At 62.3% G+C, this 22,025-nt stretch carries 22 protein-coding genes; 14 read left to right on the top strand and 8 right to left on the bottom strand.

All coding sequences use genetic code 11. The annotated features are described in order from the left end of the window. Positions 1–22: 22 nt before the first annotated feature. Positions 23–526: a 5-(carboxyamino)imidazole ribonucleotide mutase gene (purE, locus tag QMG46_RS09720; protein WP_281852313.1), complete on the bottom strand. Its 504-nt coding sequence runs from the start codon at positions 524–526 to the stop codon at positions 23–25. Between the two features lie 72 nt (positions 527–598). On the opposite strand from purE, the gene QMG46_RS09715 reads away from it, so the two are divergent. From QMG46_RS09715 to QMG46_RS09700, 4 genes are all read left to right on the top strand, one after another. Then, positions 599–871 carry a Trm112 family protein gene (locus QMG46_RS09715; RefSeq protein ID WP_281852312.1) on the top strand — a complete coding sequence of 91 codons (273 nt, stop codon included), beginning with the start codon at positions 599–601 and terminating at the stop codon, positions 869–871. 153 nt (positions 872–1,024) lie between these two features. After that, positions 1,025–3,322: a DUF1631 domain-containing protein gene (locus QMG46_RS09710; protein WP_281852311.1), complete on the top strand. Its 2,298-nt coding sequence runs from the start codon at positions 1,025–1,027 to the stop codon at positions 3,320–3,322. Next, positions 3,319–4,176, top strand: coding sequence for a carboxylating nicotinate-nucleotide diphosphorylase (gene nadC / locus QMG46_RS09705; RefSeq protein WP_281852310.1), 858 nt, complete (start codon positions 3,319–3,321; stop codon positions 4,174–4,176). The genes QMG46_RS09710 and nadC overlap by 4 nt, the downstream gene beginning before the upstream one ends. A gap of 221 nt (positions 4,177–4,397) precedes the next feature. Beyond that, positions 4,398–4,796 (top strand): DUF3301 domain-containing protein, encoded by a 399-nt coding sequence (locus tag QMG46_RS09700; protein WP_281852309.1) that lies wholly within the window; start codon positions 4,398–4,400, stop codon positions 4,794–4,796. Positions 4,797–4,937: 141 nt separating this feature from the next. Here QMG46_RS09700 and QMG46_RS09695 read toward each other — a convergent pair whose 3' ends face one another. The 5 genes from QMG46_RS09695 to petA all read right to left on the bottom strand — a co-directional run bounded on the left by QMG46_RS09695 (position 4,938) and on the right by petA (position 8,912). Continuing rightward, complete coding sequence (locus QMG46_RS09695) at positions 4,938–5,390, bottom strand: ClpXP protease specificity-enhancing factor (RefSeq protein WP_281852308.1); 453 nt, start codon at positions 5,388–5,390, stop codon at positions 4,938–4,940. 199 nt (positions 5,391–5,589) lie between these two features. After that, positions 5,590–6,216, bottom strand: coding sequence for a glutathione S-transferase N-terminal domain-containing protein (locus QMG46_RS09690; protein WP_281852307.1), 627 nt, complete (start codon positions 6,214–6,216; stop codon positions 5,590–5,592). Between the two features lie 65 nt (positions 6,217–6,281). Beyond that, complete coding sequence (locus QMG46_RS09685) at positions 6,282–7,013, bottom strand: cytochrome c1 (RefSeq protein WP_281852306.1); 732 nt, start codon at positions 7,011–7,013, stop codon at positions 6,282–6,284. Next, the gene (locus tag QMG46_RS09680) at positions 7,006–8,307 is read right to left on the bottom strand and encodes a cytochrome b (RefSeq protein ID WP_281852305.1); all 1,302 of its coding nucleotides are present in this window, start codon (positions 8,305–8,307) and stop codon (positions 7,006–7,008) included. The genes QMG46_RS09685 and QMG46_RS09680 overlap by 8 nt, the downstream gene beginning before the upstream one ends. Next, complete coding sequence (petA, locus tag QMG46_RS09675; RefSeq protein ID WP_281852304.1) at positions 8,307–8,912, bottom strand: ubiquinol-cytochrome c reductase iron-sulfur subunit; 606 nt, start codon at positions 8,910–8,912, stop codon at positions 8,307–8,309. Before petA ends, QMG46_RS09680 begins: the two co-directional genes overlap by 1 nt. A gap of 190 nt (positions 8,913–9,102) precedes the next feature. Between petA and QMG46_RS09670 the strand changes: the two genes are divergently transcribed. After that, complete coding sequence (locus QMG46_RS09670; RefSeq protein ID WP_281852303.1) at positions 9,103–10,302, top strand: S1C family serine protease; 1,200 nt, start codon at positions 9,103–9,105, stop codon at positions 10,300–10,302. A 6-nt stretch (positions 10,303–10,308) separates the two neighbouring features. Here QMG46_RS09670 and QMG46_RS09665 read toward each other — a convergent pair whose 3' ends face one another. Then, on the bottom strand, positions 10,309–11,376 hold the full coding sequence (locus QMG46_RS09665) for a lytic transglycosylase domain-containing protein (protein ID WP_281852302.1): 1,068 nt from the start codon (positions 11,374–11,376) through the stop codon (positions 10,309–10,311). 337 nt (positions 11,377–11,713) lie between these two features. Here QMG46_RS09665 and miaB point away from each other — a divergent pair, with 337 nt between their 5' ends. The 7 genes from miaB to QMG46_RS09630 all read left to right on the top strand — a co-directional run bounded on the left by miaB (position 11,714) and on the right by QMG46_RS09630 (position 18,311). Continuing rightward, positions 11,714–13,078: a tRNA (N6-isopentenyl adenosine(37)-C2)-methylthiotransferase MiaB gene (miaB, locus tag QMG46_RS09660; protein WP_281852301.1), complete on the top strand. Its 1,365-nt coding sequence runs from the start codon at positions 11,714–11,716 to the stop codon at positions 13,076–13,078. Positions 13,079–13,134: 56 nt separating this feature from the next. Continuing rightward, positions 13,135–13,569 carry a GNAT family N-acetyltransferase gene (locus QMG46_RS09655; protein ID WP_281852300.1) on the top strand — a complete coding sequence of 145 codons (435 nt, stop codon included), beginning with the start codon at positions 13,135–13,137 and terminating at the stop codon, positions 13,567–13,569. Next, the gene (locus QMG46_RS09650; RefSeq protein ID WP_281852299.1) at positions 13,566–14,570 is read left to right on the top strand and encodes a PhoH family protein; all 1,005 of its coding nucleotides are present in this window, start codon (positions 13,566–13,568) and stop codon (positions 14,568–14,570) included. Before QMG46_RS09655 ends, QMG46_RS09650 begins: the two co-directional genes overlap by 4 nt. Next, positions 14,557–15,018, top strand: coding sequence for an rRNA maturation RNase YbeY (gene ybeY, locus QMG46_RS09645; protein ID WP_281852298.1), 462 nt, complete (start codon positions 14,557–14,559; stop codon positions 15,016–15,018). The genes QMG46_RS09650 and ybeY overlap by 14 nt, the downstream gene beginning before the upstream one ends. Before the next feature lie 80 nt (positions 15,019–15,098). Beyond that, entirely contained in the window at positions 15,099–15,950 is an 852-nt protein-coding gene (locus tag QMG46_RS09640; RefSeq protein WP_281852297.1) for a CorC family transporter, read from the top strand. Positions 15,951–16,046: 96 nt separating this feature from the next. Then, complete coding sequence (locus QMG46_RS09635; protein ID WP_281852296.1) at positions 16,047–17,249, top strand: lipoprotein N-acyltransferase Lnb domain-containing protein; 1,203 nt, start codon at positions 16,047–16,049, stop codon at positions 17,247–17,249. 42 nt (positions 17,250–17,291) lie between these two features. Beyond that, positions 17,292–18,311 (top strand): magnesium and cobalt transport protein CorA, encoded by a 1,020-nt coding sequence (locus tag QMG46_RS09630; protein WP_281852295.1) that lies wholly within the window; start codon positions 17,292–17,294, stop codon positions 18,309–18,311. Positions 18,312–18,392: 81 nt separating this feature from the next. Here QMG46_RS09630 and QMG46_RS09625 read toward each other — a convergent pair whose 3' ends face one another. Next, the gene (locus tag QMG46_RS09625; RefSeq protein WP_281852293.1) at positions 18,393–20,468 is read right to left on the bottom strand and encodes a S9 family peptidase; all 2,076 of its coding nucleotides are present in this window, start codon (positions 20,466–20,468) and stop codon (positions 18,393–18,395) included. A gap of 295 nt (positions 20,469–20,763) precedes the next feature. On the opposite strand from QMG46_RS09625, the gene QMG46_RS09620 reads away from it, so the two are divergent. After that, positions 20,764–21,192 carry a pilin gene (locus QMG46_RS09620; protein WP_281852292.1) on the top strand — a complete coding sequence of 143 codons (429 nt, stop codon included), beginning with the start codon at positions 20,764–20,766 and terminating at the stop codon, positions 21,190–21,192. A 344-nt stretch (positions 21,193–21,536) separates the two neighbouring features. Further along, entirely contained in the window at positions 21,537–22,013 is a 477-nt protein-coding gene (locus tag QMG46_RS09615; RefSeq protein ID WP_281852291.1) for a pilin, read from the top strand. Positions 22,014–22,025 lie beyond the last annotated feature (12 nt).

The following is a 22,025-nucleotide window of genomic DNA, read 5'->3' as shown; positions in this document are numbered from 1 at the left end:
ACGGGCTGGCGACGCGACGTACTCACGCGCGCGGGTCCGGGTTGTCCAGGACGGTCTGGGTCTGGCGGGCGCGATAGGCATCGAGCGCCGTGGCCAGTTCCGGATCGTGCAGGGCCAGGATGGCGGCGGCGTACAGGCCGGCATTGACCGCACCCGCGCGGCCGATCGCCAACGTGCCGACCGGAATACCAGCCGGCATCTGCGCGATGGAAAGCAGAGAATCCATACCATTCAAGGCCTTGGACTGCACCGGCACGCCCAGCACCGGGAGCCGGGTCTTGGCCGCCAGCATGCCCGGCAAATGGGCCGCGCCACCGGCGCCGGCGATAATCACGTCGATCCCACGCCCGACCGCCTCTTCGGCGTAGCGGAACAGCAGATCGGGCGTACGGTGAGCCGATACCACCTGGACCTCATGCGGCACACCCAGCTCCGTCAGCACCTGGGCCGCATGCTCCATGGTTTCCCAGTCCGAACGGGAACCCATAACGACGCCGACACGTGGCGGCTTGGCTGGTGAGGTCATGACTCGGTCACCCAAAAGGGGATATTGTACGGACTTTCCGCGTTTCGGCGCGCTTTTTCGATACCCGTTTCCATGGACAAGCGTCTGCTCGACATCCTTTGCTGCCCCGTCAGCAAGACCCCGCTCCGCCCGACCGGCAAGGCTGAGCTGGAGGCATTAAATACTGCCATCGCCGAAGGCCAGGCCCAGACCGTGGCGGGCGTGGCGCTCAAGGACAAGATTGGCGAGGCGCTGATCACGGTCGACGGCAAGGTGATCTACCGCGTTGACGACGGTATCCCGGTCATGCTGCCCGAAGAGGGCATCGGCACCGTCCAGTTCCGGGATTTTCCCGCCGCGGCCTAAGCCAGGCCAGGCCGGAACCGGCGTTCCCGCGAGGGAATGCCAACTGGGACACCAACTGGGACGTGGCGCGGCCATGCGATTTCGCTTAGTCTTCTACATGCTTGCGGCAACGGACGGCCGCCATCGCGGCGACAACACTTCAGGGGTGTGGCGATGAAAGACGCCAGTGAGCCATCAAACATAGTCAGTTTGAGCCAGCGTCTGGATCCGTCCAGTGAGCGCGGAGGCGCGCTGTTGCATAACGTTCGGGACATCGCCGGCAAGCGTTTGCAGTTGCTGATCAACGGCATGTTCGAGCATGTCGACGATGCGCTGTTCGATCTGGCCGAAAAGGCCGAGAACAACGCCGCGCAGATGCATTACTTCGACGGCATGCGCGAAGTGCGCAAGCGCCGCCCCAGTGTCGAACGCACCTTTCTCGCCCAGGTCGCCCGCGAGCTGGCCGACTTCGCTACCAGTTACCGCAGCCCATCGAGCAACCCGGTAGCCGCTTCGCTGCCGATCGGTTCGGTGGAGCTGTCGCTGGTGGCCGATAACGAACTGGAAGAATCGCTGGCCATCACCAGCATGATCGGCAAGAACGAGACGCGCCTGACGCGCGAACTGTTTGCCGTGAACCAGCGCCTGTCGGTGATCTACGGCGGCATCAAGATCGACGACACCAACAACCCGATCGGCCCCGCCGCACTCGCCCAGGCATTCCGCCATGCGATGCGCGAGCTGGCCGCGGACATGCGCGTCAAGCTGATCATCTACAAGCTGTTCGACCGCTACGTGATGGCCTCACTGGATGAGTTGTACCAGGAAGTCAACAACGAACTGGTACGCGCCGGCGTCCTGCCACAGCTACGCCACGAACTGCCGCGCAATGCAGCCCAGCGCGGGACCGGCACAGCAGCCGCCAGCGGCAATGCCGTCGACGCCGTGCAAGCCAACGAAACGGCCGAAAGTTTCCTGGCCGAAGATTCGAGCGCCGAGCTGCTGCAAACCTTGCGCACCTTGTTCAGCGCACGCCGTGGGCCGATCGACAGCCGCGCCGCGCCGCTGGGCGGTCCGGTGCAGGTGCCCACGGCCAATGAATTGCTTGGCGCCTTGAGCGTCCTGCAAAGCCAGGCCGCCTCGGGCGTTGCGGTCAGTTCGGGCGTGGCTACTACGCTCGGTTCGACCGAGCTGGCGCTCGAAGTACAACAGCTGAAAGAACAGCTGCTGGTGCAACTGGGTTCGCTGCGCGGCGAAAAGCCCGGCCATGTCGCCACGATGGACGAAGACACCATCGATCTGGTCGGCATGCTGTTCGAGTTCATCCTCGAAGACCGCAACCTGCCGACCGAGATGCAGGCCATGCTCGCGCGCCTGCAGATTCCGTATCTCAAGGCGGCGATCATCGATCGCAAGCTGTTTGCGCACCGCCAGCATCCGGCACGCCGCCTGCTCGACGGGCTGGCCGATGCGGCCAAGGGCTGGTCGGCCGAGTCGGACCGCGACCATCGCCTGCACGACAAGATCAAATCCGTCGTCGATCGCCTGTTGCAGGATTTCGACGACGATATCGGCATCTTCGATCGCCTGAACCTCGAGTTGCAGGAGTTCCAGGACACCAGCCGCCGCCGCGCCGACCTGGCCGAGCAGCGCGTCGCCGAATCCACCCGCGGCCGCGAAAAGCTGGAACAGGCCCGCCGTCGCGCCGCCCGCGAAATCCTCACCCGCATCGGCGATCACACCCTGCCGCCGCTGGTGCATGGCGTGCTGACGCGCGCCTGGGCGAACTACCTGGTGCTTACCTTGCTGCGCCAGGGCGAGGATTCCAACGAATTCCGCGAAGCGCTGCGTTTCGTCAACGAGTTCATCGCCAGCACGCGCCCGGTACGCGAAGCGGACGACCGCCGCGTCCTGCGGCAGATGTTGCCGGGCATCGAGCGCGCATTGCGCCGCGGCCTGGCCAACGTCGCCTTCCAGGAAAGCGATATCGAACGACTGCTGGCGCAGTTGCATACCTATTACCGTCATCAGCTGGGCGAAGCGGTACCCGAGGCCGAGGTCCGCGCGATCGAAGAAGCCACTACGCTGCCGATTCCCGAAAGCATCCAGCCGGTGGTCGATACCACCTCGCTCGATGCCGATCCGGAAATCGACGCCGAAGAGCCGTTTGAGGAAAGCCCCGAGTTGGCCAGCGTGCGCGAATTGAAGCCGGGCAGCTGGCTCGAATTCAACACCGGCGAAGACACCTCCGAACGCGCCAAACTGTCGTGGATCAGCCCGATGAGCGGACGCTATTTGTTCGTCAATCGCCGCGGCCTGAAAGTGGGCGACTACTCGCCCTATGAGCTGGCCACCGCGATATCGGGCGGTATGGCGCGCATTCTCGATTCGTCGGCACTGTTCGATCGCGCGCTCGATGCTATCGTTGGCCGTCTTAGCCAAACAGCTGCGGCCTCCGCTACTCGAGAATGACTTCCAAGCTCCCTCTTGACCCACCCTCGTCCGAAACGATCGAGGCCGATGTAACGCGCGCCTTTGCCGAAGATATCCGCAACGGCGACGCTACCGCCCAACTGATTCCCGCCGATGCACAGGCGCGTGCCGCCCTGACCTGCCGCGAAAACGCGGTGATGGCAGGCATCGACTGGTTTAACGCCTGCTTCCGCAAGCTCGATCCACAGGTTGCGATCGAGTGGAAGGTGCAGGACGGCGACCATGTCGCGGCCGGCGACATTATCTGTCATCTGAGCGGTTCGGCGCGTGCGTTGCTCAGCGCCGAACGTTCCGCGCTCAATTTCCTGCAGCTGCTTTCCGGCACGGCAACCGCCACCGCCGAACATGTCGCCAAGGTGGCCGGCAGTCGCACGCGGGTGCTCGATACACGCAAGACCGTACCGGGCCTGCGTCTGGCGCAAAAATATGCCGTGCGTTGCGGAGGCGGTCACAACCATCGCATCGGCCTGTTTGATGCGATCCTGGTCAAGGAAAACCACATCATCGCCGCCGGCAGCATCAAAGCGGCTGTGGAAGCCGGCCGACGCCTGCATCCCGGCCTGCTGCTCGAAGTGGAAGTGGAGAACTTCGACGAACTGGCGCAAGCGATCGACGCTGGCGTGGACCGCATCATGCTGGACAACTTCACGTTGGCGGATATGCACGAAGCGGTGCGTATCACCGCCGGCCGCATTCCGCTCGAAGTGTCGGGCAACGTGGACCTGACCACGATCGGCGATATCGCCGGCACTGGCGTGGATTTTGTTTCGGTCGGCGCATTGACCAAGCACGTGCGGGCGATCGATCTCTCGCTGCGATTGCAGTTCGACTAGCGCACCGCACGAAAGTACTCACGAACCCCGACAAACCTCGCCCTTCATCGTCATCCCGCCATTCCTCAGCGTAGATGCTCACCGTCTGTCATCTGACAAGCGAGGACTGAGGAGTGGATCCCGGCCTTCGCCGGGATGACGGTTTAGAAAGTGGTTTTTAGGAGCGCAGCTTCTCGCTACCGCTCCTTGCAACCGCCCCACCCCATCCCCACACTGGCGGCATGGGCGAACTCTCCGACCTGTTCCTGCTATTGGCCTTGCTGACCATCGTCGGGCTGTGGCTCAAGCTCAATCGCGCGCGCGAGCAGGCGACCGCCGAAGCTCGCCAGCAATGCCTGCGGCATGGATTGCAGTTGCTCGACGAGACGGTCGGGCTGCGCAGCTTGCGGTTGCGCCGCGTCGGTGGCCGGCTTGGCGTCGAGCGCTGTTACAGCTTCGAGGTAAGTATCGACGGCGACGATCGGGAGCCGGGACGGCTCTGGCTGATCGGGACGGTCATGACTGGCCTGAGTCTGCCGACTATCGAGCTGTATCTGCCTGAGGCACCGCCAAGGGTTCGGCTCGACGAAAGCAAAGACAATGTCGTGCCGTTACGTCCGCGCGATCGCAATTTGCATTGATTCGGACAAACACAGCTATCTTGTAGGAGCGACTTCAGTCGCGACCGTCCCTCTGCAGTATCACGATGCAGCTGGTCATCGCCGCCTCGCTTCGCCCCTGTCGCGACTGAAGTCGCTCCTACAAGCTAGGCGGCGTTTCGCTTATTTGACGATGCGCAAATGCGAAGCCGAACGCTTGGGCTTCTCGCTGCTGCCCACGTCGCTTTCGCTGGTCGGTGGCGGCGTATCGTCTTCCGGACCGGACGGCGGCGGCACATCGCCGCCCTCTTCGGCCGGGAACATCATGCCCTGGCCATTTTCCTGCGCATAAAGCGCCAGGACCGCCTGGATCGGAATGTAAATCTGCTGGCTCACGCCGGAAAAGCGCGCCTGAAACGTAATCCAGTCGTTGCCCAGATCGAGGTTCGCAACCGCACGCATGGCCAGGTTCAACACTACCTGTCCGTTCTTGATCACCTGCGGCGGCACCCGCACGCCTTCGCGGGCGGCGTCGACCAGCACATACGGGGTGAGGTTGTTATCGGTGATCCAGTCGTAGATGGCCCGCAACAGGTACGGACGATTGGAAGTCATCGGAATGTTTTCGTCGGTCATCGATAGAGCCTGTCAAGGCCGCCAAGGCCGCCTCGATCGAGGCCGGCCCTCCGGCGGCATACGCATAGTGCAACGCCAGACCGGCTGAAAGCCAGTTCAGGCAGATAGTCCGGCTATGGCTGCCGGATCTTTGGAATAACCCACAAGTTTACGGCCAGATCGCCTTCCCGACGATAGGCGGCTTTGCCACAGGCTAGCGTCAGGGCCGCATCGCCTTTTCTTCGGCGGTCATGCTGCGGGCAAAGCCCTGGCTGTGAAACAGGCGTTCGCCGTAGTCCAGGATCGGCTTGCCCTCCCGTCCAAGGTCCACCCCCAGCCAGGGCAGGCGCCAGATCACCGGAGCAACCAGGCAGTCGACCAGGCTCATTTCGGGGTTCAGGAAGAACTTGGAGGCCTTGAACAGCGGCAGCGACGTCAACAGCTGTTCGCGCAGGTGCTTGCGGGCGGTATCGGCAGTCTTGCCGCCTTCGCGGATGGCGGCGATCTGGCTCAGCCAGTCCAGCTCGATCCGCACCGAAGCCAGGCGCAAACGCGCGCGGGACAGCGGATCGATCGGCATCAGCGGGGGATGGGGATAACGCTCGTCCAGGTATTCGCAGACGACCGCGGTGTCATAGAGGGTCAGGTCGCGATCGACCAGGGTCGGCGTGGTGCCGTAGGGGTTGAGGTCGATCAGGTCTTCCGGGGGCGGCTTGTTCGGGTCGACTTCTACCCGTTCGTAGCTGACGCCCTTGGCCGCCAGGACCAGCCGGACACGGTGACATTGAACGTCATCGGCGGTGGTGTAGAGGGTAAGTACGGTACGCGAACGTGCGCTTTGGACCATGCACTATTCTCCCCTTCAAGAGCAGGCGGCGCGTGTGCGCCGCCTGCCTATGACGACCGGACGCCTCAGTGCACGTCCTTCCAGAATTCCTTCTTGAGCATATAAGCCAAGAACGTGAAACCGGCAAGGAACAACAGCACCCAGATACCGTAATGCTGGCGCTGCAAGGCCGCCGGCTCGGCGGCGTATTCGAGGAAGTTGGTCAGGTCGCGGGTGGCCTGCTGGTACTGCACCGGGGTCAACTTGCCCGGGTGCGACAGCTCCAGCTTCTCGACCGTGTCTTCGCCCGGCTTCTTCACCGCGGTCTGCAGACCCTGCAGCTCCCACAGCGGGTTGGGCATGGACGCGTTCGGGAACACCTCGTTGTTCCAACCCACCGGACGGCTCGGGTCCAGGTAGAAGGAGTTGAGGTAACCGAACACCCAGTCCGCACCCTTGGCGCGCACTTCCAGCGACAGATCCGGCGGTGCCTTGCCGAAATACTGCTGCGCGTTGGCCTCAGGCATGTGCGAGATCACCGGATCGCCGAACTTGGCACCGGTCATGTTGAGGTTGCCCATCACGTCCTTTTCCGACAGACCCAGGTCTTCGGCCAGACGCGAATAACGCACGTACTTGAGCGAGTGACAGCCCACGCAGTAGTTGAAGAACATCTTGGCGCCGCGCTGCAGCGACGCCTGGTCGCCTACATTGGTGCCAGCGGACGGCAGACCACCCTCTTCGGCGGCCATCGCGGAACTCGCACCGACCAGCAAACCGAGCGCCAGCGCAATCGAAGAAAAATAACGCTTAGTCATGCGTGGTCACCCGTTCCGGAACCGGCTTGGTCTTTTCCCAGCCTAGATGCGTGTACAGCCACAGGAACACGAAATAGCCGAAGTAGATCAGCGTCATCACTCGACCGAAGGTGTTTTCCCAGACCGTTACGTCGACATTGCCGAACCACTCGGGGATCACTTCGGCCACCACACCGGCGCCGACGGCACCGAGCGAGATGAAGGAAACCACGAACAGACCCAACGCCCACTTGTAGCCCGCGCCGCGATAGCGGATCGAACGCACCTGACCGGCATCGATCCACGGCAGCACGAACAACACCGCGATCGCGCCGAACATCGCCAGCACGCCCCAGAACGCCGTACCGAAGAACGACGGGATCATGCGCAAGATCGCGTAGAACGGGGTGAAGTACCACACCGGCTTGATGTGCGTCGGCGTGACCAGGTTGTTGGCCGGGATGAAGTTGTCGTGCTCGAGGAACCAGCCACCGAAGGTCGGCGCGAAGAAGATGATGAACGCGGCAATCAGCAGGAAGAAGCCCACGCCGACCAGATCCTTCACCGTGTAGTACGGGTGGAAGGGAATGGCATCGGCCGGCTTGTTCGCATCCCAGCGGTTGCCCTTGGGACCATGCTTGGTGTCCACACCATCGGGGTTGTTCGAACCCACCTCGTGCAGCGCAGCCAGATGCAACACCACCAGTAGCAACAGCACCAGCGGCAAGGCAATGACGTGCAACGCGAAGAAGCGGTTCAAGGTGGCGTCGGCGGGCAGGAAGTCACCCATGATCCACTGCTGCAGCCCGCTGCCGATCACCGGAATGGTGCCGAACAGCGAGATGATCACCTTGGCGCCCCAGAACGACATGTTGCCCCAAGGCAGCACGTAGCCCATGAAGGCCTCGGCCATCAGCGACAGGAAGATCAACATGCCCAGCAGCCACACCAGCTCGCGCGGCTTCTTGTACGACCCGTACAGCAGGCCGCGGAACATGTGCAGGAACACCACGATGAAGAACAGCGATGCGCCGGTAGAGTGCATGTAGCGGATCAGCCAGCCCCACTCCACGTCGCGCATGATGTACTCGACCGAGTTGAAGGCTTCCGCCGCACTCGTCTTGTAGTTCATGGTGAGGAAGATGCCGGTGACGATCTGGTTGACCAGCACCAATAGGGCGAGCGAGCCGAAGTAGTACCAAAGATTGAAATTCTTCGGTGCGTAGTACTCGGTCATGTGCTTGCGATAGGTCGGCACCAGATTCGGTGCGCGCTCGTTGACCCAATCGCCAAGCCGCGTGAACACGTTAGCCATCAGCCTTTCTCCCCAGGGGCGACACCGATCTGGATGTGCGTGTCGTCGATGAAGTGATAGTCCGGCACCAACAGGTTCTTCGGTGCGGGCACGCCCTGATAGACGCGACCGGCCATGTCGTAACGCGACTTGTGGCACGGGCAGTAGAAGCCACCCTGCCAGTTCGGATCGAACGGCTCGGGCTTCATCACCGGGACGAAGTCGGGCACGCATCCCAAGTGCGTGCACAGGCCAACCAGGACCAGCCACTCGGGCTTGATCGAGCGGCTTTCGTTCTGCGCATACTTCGGTTGCTGCTCAGCCGAGATCGCGTCGGACTTGGGGTCGACGACTCGGCTGTTCTGGCTCGGCAGCGCATCGAGCTGCGCCTTGGAACGGTTGACTACAAATACAGGAAGACTACGCCACGCGAAGGTGACCATCTGGCCCGATTCGATCTTACCGATATCGGCGGTAACCGGAGCACCCGCAGCTTTTGCGCGCGCACTGGGTTCCCAGGATTTGACAAAGGGCACAACCGCCGCGACGACTCCCACACCACCAACCACCGCGGTGGTTGCTGTGAGGAAACGGCGGCGGCCATGATCGACGACTTCGTTCGCCATCAGGCTCTCCGGTACTTGCATGCCATTGAGGTGCAGGGACTACCGACCCACTCGAACCAGAATCTGTTATCCCCAAAAATCGCGTTAGTGTAGCGTCAGCCCCTGACTCGTACAATCAAAGCGAACAATGGGCTAAAGCCCTGACGACCTTGGCCCATCACGTAAGCATCGCAGCGAAACTTTTCACGACATGAAACATGCCGCCGGCACGCTCGCCTTTATTGCCCGCTTCGTCGTCCTGGGGCTGGCGGCTGCGTTCGTGATCAGTCTGCTGTGGCCCGGCGTCGGCGAACGATTGCGCTCAGGCATCGGTTTGACTGGTGCGCACAGTGCCGCGCCCAGCACGAGCATGAGTCAGGCGCCGGCACTCCCGCGCCAGGCCGGGCCGGTCTCGTACGCGGATGCCGTCGCCAAGGCGGCGCCATCGGTGGTCAATATTTACGCAAACAAGATCGTCACCGCACGCGCCATGCAGATGTACTCCGACCCGGTGCTGCGCCGGCTGTTCGGTGGCATCCCCACCGGACCGGCCTACCAGAAGCGCGAACAAAGCCTGGGCTCGGGCGTGATCGTCAACAACCAGGGCTATGTGCTGACCAACAACCACGTCATTTCCAACGCCGACGACATCCAGGTGTTGCTCTACGACGGCCGCGTCGCCAAGGCCAAGGTCGTGGGCGCCGACGACGAAACGGATCTGGCCGTGCTCAAGATCGACGTGGCCAACCCGCCGGTGATCCAGATCGCCGACGAAAAACACATCCGTACCGGCGACGTGGTACTGGCCATCGGCAACCCGTTCGGCCTGACCCAGACCGTGACCATGGGCATCATCAGCGCGATCGGCCGCCAGCTCAGCAGCACCAGCCCCGAGGACTTCGTGCAGACCGATGCCGCTATCAACCTGGGCAATTCCGGCGGCGCACTCATTAATACAGAAGGCGAACTGGTCGGCATCAACACCTCGCTGATCGGCAAGGCGGCCAATGCCGAAGGCATCGGCTTTGCCATTCCCGTGGGTACGGCCAAGCGCGTGCTGGAACAATTGATCGATACCGGCCACGTGGTGCGCGGTTGGATGGGCGCCGACTACGGCTTCGTCGCGATCTCCGCCGACAGCGGTCTCCCTGCAGCCGCACGCGGCGCCCAGGTAACGGATGTCTATCCCGGCGGCCCCGCCGCCCAGGCCGGCATCCAGGCACACGACATCCTGCTGCGCATCGGTTCGGAAGACATCGTCGACCCGGCCGACCTGCGCCGCCACGAATCGGCGCTCAAGCCAGGCAGCAAGGTGCAGGTCTCGGGCTTGCGCAACGGCGCGCCATTCAGTGCGGAGGTGACCTTGGCGCAGAGGCCGCCGATGACGCCGACGGCCTCGCTGGACGGATAACGCCGCTCAGCCTTTGCCAGGCCCCGTCATCCCCATCGCCGCCACCGGCGGCAATCGTGGCGTCGCCGTCCCATAGCGCTTGCGCAAGGTTCCCACGCGTTCGACGTAGACCTGGGTTTCCGCGTACGGCGGCACACCGTTATAGCGCAGCACCGCCGTGGCACCTGCGTTATAGGCAGCAGCAGCCAGGCGTTCGTCACCGTTGAAGTTGCGCAATAGCAACGCAAGATAACGCGCGCCGCCGCGAATGTTCTGATCAGCGTCGAAGGCATCGCGCACGCCCATGTCGTTGGCCGTCGCCGGCATCAACTGCATCAGCCCCTGCGCGCCCTTGATCGACAGCGCGCGCGGGTTGTACGCGCTTTCGGCGTGGATGATCGCGCGCAGGAATGCCTCATCGACGCCAAACTCGACACTGGCGGCGCGAATGGTCTCCGCGTACTCCGTAAGATGGAGCGCGACGCTATCCCAGTGGATCGGCGAGCGCAGATTGCAGGCCGCGCAGGTGGAGATGTAGCTGAAAAGCATGGTGACCGCGCGCCCCTTTTCTCCCGCAGGCGCGACGTTGGTGTACTCCACCGAGCCATCGGCATGCACCACGCGATACACCGAACCGCGCAGCACACGCTCGCCCGGTGCGGCGATCGCGGCGGCGGTATCGTCCAGTGCTTTTTTCGATTCCGAGTACGTCCACTGGCCGGGTTTGCCCGCCGGTGCCGGCGGCGCGGGTACGCGCGCCGATGTTTCGGTATCGCCCTGCACCTGAGCCAGTGAGGGTTCGAAGGAGCCCGCGACCGGACGCGCGGTCGTCTCGACCGAGCCACGCACACCGAGCACCGAAGCGATCGGTGCCGACGCGGCTCGCGCCGGGCGCGGCGCCGGTGCCGACGTTCCTGGCAACTTGTGGCAATCGCTATAGCCTGCCGTGCTGTTGCTGAAAACCGTCTCGCCGCTGGAACCGGTGCAGCGATACAAGCCGCTTGCCCTGGCCAACGCCGGGCACAGAGCCACGCAGACGAGCAGCAGGCTGGTCGCTCCGAAACGGGCTATCGGCGGGAATACGGCGGAAAACATGCTGCGGAGTGTGCAGGTCTGCGGGATGGCGCTCAATAGTCGAACTTTGAAAGCGTGCGCTTTGGCAGGAACTAGAGCGCCCCCTCACCCCAGCCCTCTCCCCCGGCAAAGCCAGGGGAGAGGGAGCAGGTTGCAGTAGTGCGAAACGCTGAGGCTCGCCTCAGTAGGCTCCCTCTCCCCTGGCTTTGCCGGGGGAGAGGGTTGGGTGAGGAGGGGCTTTCATCACTTTAAGTCCTTGATCCGCCAGCCCCACCCGACTGGCAGGCCGCCCCGGGTCGGCGTAAACTACGCGGTTCGGCGCAAAGCGCTTCTGCCTCCCCGATCGGTACCCAACGCCATGAGCGGCAAGCTTTTCATCAAGACCCACGGCTGCCAGATGAACGAGTACGACTCGGCCAAGATGGCCGACGTGCTCAAGGCATCGCACGGCCTGGAGTTGACCCAGGACGAGTCCGAAGCGGACGTCATCCTGATCAACACCTGCTCGATCCGCGAAAAGGCCCAGGAAAAGGTCTTCAGCCAGCTCGGCCGCTGGAAGGAGCACAAGCAGGGCGAAAAGCAGGTACTCATCGGTGTCGGCGGCTGCGTGGCTTCGCAAGAAGGCGACGCCATCCTCAAGCGCGCGCCCTATGTCGACCTGGTCTTCGGTCCGCAGACCCTGCACCGCCTGCCCGAGCTGATCGAAGCCAAGCGCGCCACCGGCAAGTCGCAGGTCGACATCAGCTTCCCGGAAATCGAAAAGTTCGACCGCCTGCCCGAGCCGCGCGCCGAAGGCCCGACCGCCTTCGTGTCGATCATGGAAGGTTGCTCGAAGTACTGCTCGTATTGCGTGGTGCCCTATACGCGCGGCGAGGAAATCAGCCGCCCGTTCGACGACGTGATCGTGGAGATTGCCCAGCTCGCCGACCAGGGCGTGCGCGAGGTGAATCTGCTCGGCCAGAACGTCAATGCGTATCGTGGACCGACACACGACGGCGGCGTGGCCGACCTGGCCGTGCTGATTCACGCGATCGCGCAGATCGAAGGCATCGGCCGCATCCGCTTCACCACCTCGCATCCGCTGGAGTTTTCCGATTCGCTGATCGAGGCGTATGCCAGCGTGCCGCAATTGGCGAACTACCTGCACCTGCCGGTGCAAGCAGGCTCGGACCGCATCCTAAGCGCCATGAAGCGCGGCTACACCGCGCTCGAATTCAAGCAGAAGATCCGCAAGCTGCGCGCCGTGCGCCCGGATATCTGCGTGTCCTCGGATTTCATCGTCGGCTTCCCTGGCGAGACCGACGAGGATTTCGAAAAGACCATGAAGCTGATCGACGATGTCGGCTTCGACCAGAGCTTCTCCTTTATTTTCTCTTCGCGCCCGGGCACACCGGCAGCCAACATCGCCGACGACACGCCGATGGCCGTCAAACACGAACGCCTGACCCGACTGCAGGCCGTGCTGAACGCCAACGCGAAGAAGATCAACGACGCTATGGTCGGCAGCGTGCAGCGCGTACTGGTCGAAAAGACCAGCCGCAAGAACGCCAACGAGCTCACAGGCCGCACCGAAAACATGCGCTACGTGAACTTCCCCGGCCATACCCGCCTGATTGGTCAGTTCGTCGACGTGGTGATCACCGAGGCGATGAGCAATTCGCTGCGCGGACGACTCAGGATGCACGACGAAACCACCGATAACCCGGTCGCCCTCGCCTCGTGACGGAGCCGCTACGCGTTCGACAGATCGAGGCCGGCGAGTTCGAACGCGTTTGGCCGTTGTTTCAAACTGTCATCGCCGGTGGCGATACTTATAGTTATCCGCCCGATCTCGGCATCGAGCAGGCGCGCGCATGGTGGACGACACCGCCCTGCCGCTGCTTCGTCGCCGAACGCAATGACGAGATGCTTGGCTGCTACATGCTCAAGCCCAATCAGCCGGGCCTGGGCGATCATGTGGCCAATGCCGGCTACATGGTGTCGCCGGCAGCGCGCGGGCAAGGTATCGCGTCCATGTTGTGCGAACACTCCATGGGCGAAGCGCGTCGCAGCGGCTTCACCGCGATGCAGTTCAATTTTGTGGTTTCGACCAATACCACCGCCGTGCGCTTGTGGCAGCGCCATGGCTTTCAGATCGTAGGCCAGGTCCCCGGCGCCTTTCGCCATGCCGAGTTGGGGCCGACCGACATTTATGTGATGCATCGAACGCTATGAGCGACGGACTCAACCAACGCGATTTCACCCTGGAGCCAGCCGACAACGCGCGGCTGGCCAACCTGTGCGGCCCGTTCGACGAACACCTGCGCCAGGTTGAACTGCGCCTGGGCGTGGAGATCGATCACCGCGGTGAGCTGTTCCAGGTGATCGGCGAAGAAGGTGCCGCCCGCGCCGCCGAAAAAGTGCTGCGCGCGCTCTATGCCGAAACGGCCAAAGACGCGCTCACCGGTGCGCGCATCAACCTGCATCTGGCCGAGTCAGGCATCGATGCCATGGTCGATGAAGCCGCCGAAGGCGCGCAGGAAGTCACCATCCGGGTGAAGCGCGGCGTGATCAAGGGCCGCGGCCCGAACCAGGCGCGCTACCTGCACGCGATCACCACACACGACATCAACTTCGGTGTCGGTCCGGCGGGTACCGGCAAAACGTACCTGGCTGTCGCCAGTGCGGTCGAGGCTTTGGAGGCCAACCGCGTGCAGCGCTTGCTGCTGGTACGCCCCGCCGTCGAAGCCGGCGAGAAGCTCGGCTTCCTGCCCGGCGATCTGTCGCAAAAAGTCGACCCGTACCTGCGCCCGCTGTACGACGCGCTGTACGAGATGCTCGGCTTTGAGAAGGTCGCCAAGCTGATCGAACGCAACGTGATCGAAATCGCCCCGCTGGCGTATATGCGCGGTCGTACCCTCAACGATTCGTACGTGATCCTCGACGAGGCGCAGAACACCACAGTCGAACAGATGAAGATGTTCCTGACCCGTATCGGCTTCGGCTCGGTGGCGGTGATCACCGGTGACGTCAGTCAGATCGACCTGCCCCGCCACGTGCGCTCGGGCCTGCGCCACGCCATCGAAGTGCTGCGCGGCGTCGAAGGCATCAGCTTTACCTTCTTCACCTCGCGCGACGTGGTGCGCCACCCGCTGGTGGCCAAGATCGTGCGCGCCTACGAAGCCTTCGAAGACGCCGACAAATCCAACGCCAGGCCGGACAATGCCCCCCGCTGAGCACCAGGTTCATGTGAGCTACGGTGTCGCCCGTACCGGGGTGCCTTCGGCTGCCAGCTTTCGTGAGTGGGTAAATGCCGCCCTGGCCGGCGCCAAACGACGCCGGCAGGCCGAGCTTTCGATCCGCATCGTCGATGCCGCCGAAGGCCGGGAGCTCAACCGCGACTACCGCGGCAAGGACTACGCCACCAACGTGCTGTCCTTCCCCGCCGAACTCCCGCCAGGCGTCCAGCTCCCCTTGATCGGCGATCTGGCGATCTGCGCCCCGGTGGTCGCCCGCGAAGCCGTCGAACAAGGCAAACCGCCGCGCCATCACTGGGCCCATATGACCGTCCACGGCGTGCTGCATCTGCTTGGCTATGACCATATGGTCGACGCTGAGGCAGAGGCGATGGAGGCCCTGGAGACACGGATTTTGGCCAAGCTGGGAATCGCCGATCCGTACTGACGGCCCTTGTCCCTGAATCGAAACGCTTTTTCCGATAGACTCCAATTTCCGCCCGCATACGGGCTGCATTCGCAAGAGTAATGAACGAGGACCCTGGCAGTACCAGCGGCCCGGCCCACCGCTCCTGGTGGGATCGACTGGGCCACATGTTTTCCGGCGAGCCGCGTAATCGCCAAGAGCTCATCGAGGAGCTGCGCGCCGCCCAGGCCAAGGGCCTGCTCTCGAACGACACCCTGACCATGGTCGAGGGTGCGATCAAGGTGACCGAACTGAGCGTCGACGACGTGATGGTGCCGCGCACCCAGATCGTCATGCTCTCGGCCGAAGCCCCGCTCACGGACATTCTGGCCACTGCGGTCGAATCGGGACACTCGCGTTTCCCGGTGCACGGCGAGGACAAGGACGAGATCGTCGGCATCCTGCTGGCCAAGGACCTGCTGAAGTATGTCGGCGACGGCCATGCCTTCGACATCCACACGATCCTGCGCCCGGCCGTATTGATCCCCGAATCAATGCGCTTGAATGTGCTGCTGGCCGAGTTTCGCCACACGCGCAACCACATGGCGCTGGTGGTCGACGAATACGGCGGCGTCGCCGGGCTGATCACCATCGAAGACGTGCTCGAACAGATCGTCGGCGAGATCGACGACGAGCACGACGACGAGGAAGAGCCGCAGCTGATGCACCCGCAGGCCAACGGCAGCTGGCTGGTCAGCGCGTTGACCCCGATTGCCGATTTCAACGAGCAGACCGGCGCGGACTTCTCCGACGAGGAATTCGACACCGTCGGTGGCATGACCACGTCCGAATTCGGCCACCTGCCGGAAGTGGGCGAGGAAATCGCCATCAGCGGCTACCTGTTCCACGTCACCGAAGCCGACGACCGCCGCGTGCAGCAGTTTCGAGTTACCCGCCACACTAACGGCGACTAGTCGACACACGCTCGCCCCAGTCAGCTCCCTCTCCCCTGGCTTGCCGGGGGACAGGGTTGGGGTGAGGGGGGCTCTCCATCCACCGCGGACTCTCGCTTGAACACATACATCCGTCGCTGCGCCACCCTGCTCCTGCTGCTCTGGCTGGCCATCCTCCCGGCCCACGCCGACGTCGCCAACGCCCCCGGCACCAACCTCGAAGTCTCCCTGATCACCTACGGCCCCGGCGAAACCTACTGGGAACGCTTCGGCCACGACGCCATCGAGATTCGCGACACCGTCAGCGGCGAAGCGGTCAACTTCAACTACGGCGTGTTCGACTTCGACGAAAGCGGATTCCTGTTCAACTTTGCCCGCGGCCGCATGCACTACTTGATGGATGCCGCACACAGCGAAGACGACGAGCGCTACTACGTCGAAACCGGCCGCTCAGTCACACGGCAGCGCCTGGCCTTTACGCCCGAACAAGCCACTGCCCTGCGCGACTACCTGCTATGGAACCTGCGCCCGGAAAACGTGCGCTACGACTACGACTACTACGTCACCAATTGCAGTACCCGTGTGCGCGATGCGCTGGACAAGGCTCTGGGCGGCATTCTGAAAACCGCCTTACAGGCTAAGCCCGGCGGCATGACCTACCGTCAGCAGACAGCACGCCTGATGAGCAACCAGTCATGGCTGATGCTGATCCTCGACCTCGGCCTGGGCCCCTACGCCGACCAGCCGCTCAACGCGTGGCAGGAAAGCTTCCTGCCGATGGTGCTGCAGCGCGAGCTCGCCGGCATCAAGACCGGCGACGGCCGCGCACTGGTTATCGACGAACAAGTCCTCTCACCCAATCGCCTGCAGGCACCACCGGATAACGCACCGGACCTGCGCCTGCCACTGGCCATTGCCGGCCTCGTGTTCGCGGCTCTGTTGATCGCACTGCAGCGAATCTGGCCGATCGGCTACGCCCTCCTCGCCAGCCTCTATCTGTTGCTGGCCGGTGTCGTCGGCGTCATCTTGCTGATCCTCTGGCTAGGGACCGCCCATCACTCCGCCTGGGCCAATGCCAACCTGCTGCTGTTCAATCCGCTGGCATGGCTGCTATTGGCCAGCGTGTGGCGAGCCCGGCGCGGCGTGTCCGCGTCGCGCTTTGCGAACATCGTGCTAGTCGTACAGCTCGTGGCAGCACTGCTTGCTATCGGATTGCACCTGCTGCCAGGCGTCGTGCAGCAGAACCAGCCCTGGCTCCTGTTTGCCCTGCCTTGCTGGCTGGCCTTGGCTTTCACGCTGCGCAGAAATCGCCCGGCTTAGGCCGTCATTGCCCTGTCTCTTGTGGGGCGGCATCATGCGCGCATGTCGCTACCCAGCCCAACGCCCAGCTTAGAACCCGCACTCGCGCCCTCCATGGTGGTCAATTGCGTTGCCTACCGTAACGACGGGAAGCGCATCGGCGACATCAGCCTCGACCACATCAGTGACGTGCTGAAGGAGCCCGATACCTTCGTATGGGTCGGCCTGCACGAGCCCGACGAGAAGCTGCTGTTGAAACTGCAGGAAGAATTCGACCTGCATGATCTTGCGATCGAAGACGCACAGCAGGCGCATCAACGCACCAAGATCGAAGCCTATGGCGATTCGTTGTTTATCGTCGTACAGACCGCTCAGCTGGTCGGTGGCCACATCGCCTTTGGCGAAACGCATATCTTCCTGGGACCGCGCTATCTGGTAACCGTGCGCCACGGTGCCTCGCTCTCCTACGCACCGGCGCGACGCAGCTGCGAGCACTCACCCGAGTTGCTTGCGTTAGGGCCGAGCTACGGGCTCTACGGCGTACTCGACTTCATCGTCGACAACCTGTTGCCGATCGTGCGCGATTTCCGCGAAGAGTTGCAGGATCTGGAAAAAGACATCTTTGCGGAGACGTTCAAGCGCCAGACGGTGCGACGTCTTTACGACATGCAGCGCGACCTGATGACGTTGCGCCTAGCTGTCGCGCCACTGCAGGACATCATCAGCCAGCTGGTGCGTATGCACCCACACCTGATTCAGGACGAGCTGCGCGCGTATTTCCGCGATGTCTATGATCACGTTTTTCGCGTCAACGAATCGATCAGCGCGATGCGCGAAATGCTCGCTGCGGCGATCAACGTCAACCTGTCGCTGGTGACGTTCGGTCAGAACGAGGTGATGAAGAAGCTGGCGGGCTGGGCTGCGATGCTTGCTGCGCCGACGCTGATCACCAGTTGGTACGGCATGAACTTCACTCATATGCCCGAGCTGGCTTCGCCCTGGGCTTATCCGATCATCATCACGGTGGTGGTGTGTGTAGTCGGCGGAATTTTCCTGGGGTTGAAACGGAATAAGTGGCTTTGACCGTGGATTGCGACTGAAGTCGCGACAACCTCCAAAAAAACGGCCACCTCAGAGGTGGCCGTTTTCTTCACACGAAACCTCTTACTTACCGTCCGGCGCCGTCCACTTCTTCAACCAGGCATTGACCGTCTCATGCCACTGCACACTGTTCTGCGGCTTGAGCACCCAATGGTTCTCATCCGGGAAGTGCAACAGCTGGCTCGGAATGCCGCGACGCTGCAAAGCCGTGAACGCACCCATCCCCTGTGTGTCGGGGATGCGGAAATCCTTACCGCTATGCACCACCAGCATCGGTACGCGCCAATCCTTCACATGATTGATCGGGTTGAACTTCTCGTAGTTCTCCGGGTGCTCGAACTGCGTACCGCCGTTCTCCTTCTCTTCGAACCACAGCTCTTCGGTGTCGTAGTACATCGCACGCGCGTCGAATACGCCGTCATGGTCGACCAGGCACTTCCACGGCTCGTTCCACACGCCGGCCATCCAATAAACCATGTAGCCGCCGTAGCTGGCACCGAGCGCGCAGGCGCGATCGCCATCGAGAAAGCTGTACTTGCCCAGTGCTGACTTCCAGCCCAGCTTCAGATCCTCCAGCGGCTTGCCGCCCCAATCGCCCGAGATGGACTCGGTGAAGGCCTGGCCATAACCGGTCGACCCGTGGAAGTTGATCGTTACCACCGCAAAACCCTGGCCCGCATACGTCTGCGCGTTCCAGCGATAGCTCCAGCTATTGGTCATTGCGCCCTGTGGACCGCCGTGGATGATGAAGGCCACCGGATACTTCTTACCGCGCTTATAGTCGGCCGGCTTGACCACATAGCCCTGCACCGTCTCGTTATTCCAACCCTTGAAGGTGAAGAACTCCGGGTCGCCCATGCGCACATTCTTCAGGCGCTGCGCGTTGTAATGCGTTACCTGCTTGAGATCCTTGCCCGCAAGCGTGGCGGTATAGAGATCGGCGGGGCGCTTCAGATCATCGCGCGACAGCAGCACGCGTGACTTGCCCAGCGAATAGGCGCCTACCGAACCGTCCGTGACCAGCTTGGTGACCTTGCCGGTCGCCACGTCGATCGCAAACAACGGGTGCTGGCCATTGTCGTCAGTGGTGGCATAAAGCGTCTTGCCGTCTTCGGAAATCTGCAGGCCACCCGCAGAACGATCCCAGCTCGGATCGACCTCACGCTTCTGGCCAGTGGACAAATCCAGCGCCATGATCGCAAAACGGTCCGCTTCGGAACCCGGCTCCTTCATCGCCAGGTAGTAAAGCGTCTTGCCGTCCGGCGAAGCCACAGGGTTGGCATCCCAGGCGAGATTGTCGGCGGTGAGATTCTTCGGTGCTGCCGAACCATCGGCCGGCACGCTGTACACGTCGAAGTTGGTCGACCACGGCTCGCTATTGCCGGCGATGCGCGCATCGAAATACACCGTCTGGCCATCGGGCGAGAACGAGAATTCGTCATCGCCACCGAACGGCTTGCTTGGCACATCGCCATCGATGCCGCGGCTCAGCAATACCGGCTGGGCGCTTTCGCCACCATTGATGTCGGCGATGTAGAGCTGCGAGCGACGACCGTCTTCCCAGGTATCCCAGTGGCGCACGAACAGCTTGTTGTAGACCGTCCCACTGGACTTGTCCGCGGCACGGCCATCGAGGCGCTCCTTAGTGCAGGCCAGGTCGGCGCAGTCGGTGTAGACCTCGTAGCTCAACAGGGCTTTCTTGCCATCTGGGGAGATCTTGTAGCCATCGACATCCAACGCGACATGCGTCACCTGCGTGGCGCTATCGACGGCTTTGCCATTGGCAAAACCGCGGCGCCAGAGCTGCGACACGCCATCCTTCGCTGCGGTGTAATAGAACGCATCGCCCTGCGGCGACCAGCGCGGCGTCGAGGCCTTGTCGACCAGCTTGACCGGTTGACCGCCCTTGCCCAGATCGAGCAGATAGATCGCAGTAACGCCCTTGTTCGCGGCATAGTCGGTGGCCCGGACGGTATAGAGCGCGTACCGGCCATCCGGCGATAATTGCGGATCGCCGACACGATCCATCATCACCAGATCCCGGATCCCGAACGGATGCGGCGTGTGACTCTCGACCTCGGCCGCCACGGCAGAGGTGGACGCCAGCGCAAGCGCCAGCGCGACAAACAGGGGCTTCATGGATTCGGTTCCCTTTAGGTGTTGCGAAAGGTCATGACGGTAAGAGGCGCGAGAGGTTCGTGCAAGCTTGCGGTCTGCCCCCTAGTGCGGCCTACAACGTCTATAAGAGTGCCACCCGCCACACCAGCTTCAGCCGACGGACAATTTGTGCGGTTACCCACCAATGCCCATCAAAATGTGACGCAAATCACAAAATCTTGCGATACAGCTGCCTGGACCACCCAACCGCTAGAGGCCGTCTCAGCTTGGTACAAAACCTGCCTCGCCCCCTCTGACAAACTCAGGGGAGTCTGCCATGTCACGCCAGCGAACCTCCGCAGGCTTCACGCTTATCGAATTGATGATTGTTGTGGCGATCATTGCCGTTCTGGCTGCGATTGCGATTCCGCAGTATCAGACGTATGTAGCCAAATCACAGGCCGTGGCCGCGCTGGATGAAATTTCGCCCGGGCGCACCGCCTACGAAACCCTAGTGAACCAGGGCACCATCGACAACGACGCCTACAACAATATCGACAGTCTCGGGCTAGTGACGGAAAGTGATCGTTGCTCCATCACCGTAGCGGCGCCTGTTTCAGGCGAAGGCAACATCACCTGCAAACTTAAAGGCGGCCCTGCCGTTAAAGATAAGCAGATCCTTTTAAACCGCAGCACAGAAGGTTCCTGGAGCTGCACTACCACCCTGGACGCCAAATATGCCCCTGTCAGTTGCACGCCAAGCTGAAAAGCGGTCGAAAGCTGACCAAAAATGTCAGCGCCTGACACAGTGCGTCATCTCGACAGCCCAGATCACAAGATCGCCGCCAACCGCTCCACAGTACCGACATCTCAATAGCCCAGCCCGCTTGTCGCCCAGTGAGAACCTTTGCACAATCCCAGCACCTGCCCGACAAGCAGGTAACTGCCGCGGCAGCCATGGCACATAACGTGCTGCAACTGCCACGAGCTTCCTGGTCGTTCCTGACTACGTGAGTTGTGGGGGGCCGGATCCGCCTAGGGGGTACGGGACCGGGGCTCAGGGGGCATCACCAAATCTCGGTTAGCTAACCAGAAAACAGAGGAATCACCATGAAGAACGTTCAAAAGGGTTTTACCCTGATCGAATTGATGATCGTCGTTGCGATCATTGCGATCTTGGCTGCTATCGCTATCCCGCAATACCAGACCTACGTCATCCGCTCGCAGGTCACGCGTGCAATGAGCGAAGCTGGCGACGTAAAGGTGCTGGTTGAAGATTGCATCAATAATGGCAAGCTCGACGCCACCACTTGCGACGAAAGCTCGATTACCGGTTCTGACATTCTTACCGGCGCAGCTCCGGCGGGTGTGACCGCTCCCGCTGGTTTCGTTGGCGGTTATCCGGTCGTTACCCTCAACACCGATGGCAGCGCCAACATTTTGGCCACCTTGGGCAACCACGCGTCCGCAAAGGTTGCCGCTGGTACGGTTACCTGGACTCGTACGACTGACGGAACCTGGACCTGTGCTACTGACGCCGCAAAAATCGGTGTCAAGTATGCTCCGGCCAGCTGCCCGAACCCCTAATAGCTAAGTACA

The organism is Dyella sp. GSA-30 (assembly GCF_027924605.1).
Classification (GTDB): Bacteria; Pseudomonadota; Gammaproteobacteria; order Xanthomonadales; family Rhodanobacteraceae; genus GSA-30.
The sequence above is the reverse complement of the archived record's forward strand: the minus strand, read 5'-3'. Positions and strand labels throughout refer to the sequence as shown.

Coding starts and splice junctions, on each gene's coding strand:
- QMG46_RS09620 (WP_281852292.1), top strand. CDS start 20,764: ATGTCACGCCAGCGAACCTCCGCAGGCTTCACGCTTATCGAATTGATG.
- QMG46_RS09625 (WP_281852293.1), bottom strand. CDS start 20,468: ATGAAGCCCCTGTTTGTCGCGCTGGCGCTTGCGCTGGCGTCCACCTCT.
- QMG46_RS09670 (WP_281852303.1), top strand. CDS start 9,103: ATGAAACATGCCGCCGGCACGCTCGCCTTTATTGCCCGCTTCGTCGTC.
- QMG46_RS09685 (WP_281852306.1), bottom strand. CDS start 7,013: ATGACTAAGCGTTATTTTTCTTCGATTGCGCTGGCGCTCGGTTTGCTG.
- QMG46_RS09695 (WP_281852308.1), bottom strand. CDS start 5,390: ATGACCGACGAAAACATTCCGATGACTTCCAATCGTCCGTACCTGTTG.
- miaB (WP_281852301.1), top strand. CDS start 11,714: ATGAGCGGCAAGCTTTTCATCAAGACCCACGGCTGCCAGATGAACGAG.
- QMG46_RS09700 (WP_281852309.1), top strand. CDS start 4,398: ATGGGCGAACTCTCCGACCTGTTCCTGCTATTGGCCTTGCTGACCATC.
- QMG46_RS09630 (WP_281852295.1), top strand. CDS start 17,292: ATGTCGCTACCCAGCCCAACGCCCAGCTTAGAACCCGCACTCGCGCCC.
- QMG46_RS09690 (WP_281852307.1), bottom strand. CDS start 6,216: ATGGTCCAAAGCGCACGTTCGCGTACCGTACTTACCCTCTACACCACC.
- nadC (WP_281852310.1), top strand. CDS start 3,319: ATGACTTCCAAGCTCCCTCTTGACCCACCCTCGTCCGAAACGATCGAG.
- QMG46_RS09710 (WP_281852311.1), top strand. CDS start 1,025: ATGAAAGACGCCAGTGAGCCATCAAACATAGTCAGTTTGAGCCAGCGT.
- purE (WP_281852313.1), bottom strand. CDS start 526: ATGACCTCACCAGCCAAGCCGCCACGTGTCGGCGTCGTTATGGGTTCC.
- QMG46_RS09715 (WP_281852312.1), top strand. CDS start 599: ATGGACAAGCGTCTGCTCGACATCCTTTGCTGCCCCGTCAGCAAGACC.
- QMG46_RS09615 (WP_281852291.1), top strand. CDS start 21,537: ATGAAGAACGTTCAAAAGGGTTTTACCCTGATCGAATTGATGATCGTC.
- QMG46_RS09640 (WP_281852297.1), top strand. CDS start 15,099: ATGAACGAGGACCCTGGCAGTACCAGCGGCCCGGCCCACCGCTCCTGG.
- QMG46_RS09665 (WP_281852302.1), bottom strand. CDS start 11,376: ATGTTTTCCGCCGTATTCCCGCCGATAGCCCGTTTCGGAGCGACCAGC.
- petA (WP_281852304.1), bottom strand. CDS start 8,912: ATGGCGAACGAAGTCGTCGATCATGGCCGCCGCCGTTTCCTCACAGCA.
- ybeY (WP_281852298.1), top strand. CDS start 14,557: ATGCCCCCCGCTGAGCACCAGGTTCATGTGAGCTACGGTGTCGCCCGT.
- QMG46_RS09680 (WP_281852305.1), bottom strand. CDS start 8,307: ATGGCTAACGTGTTCACGCGGCTTGGCGATTGGGTCAACGAGCGCGCA.
- QMG46_RS09650 (WP_281852299.1), top strand. CDS start 13,566: ATGAGCGACGGACTCAACCAACGCGATTTCACCCTGGAGCCAGCCGAC.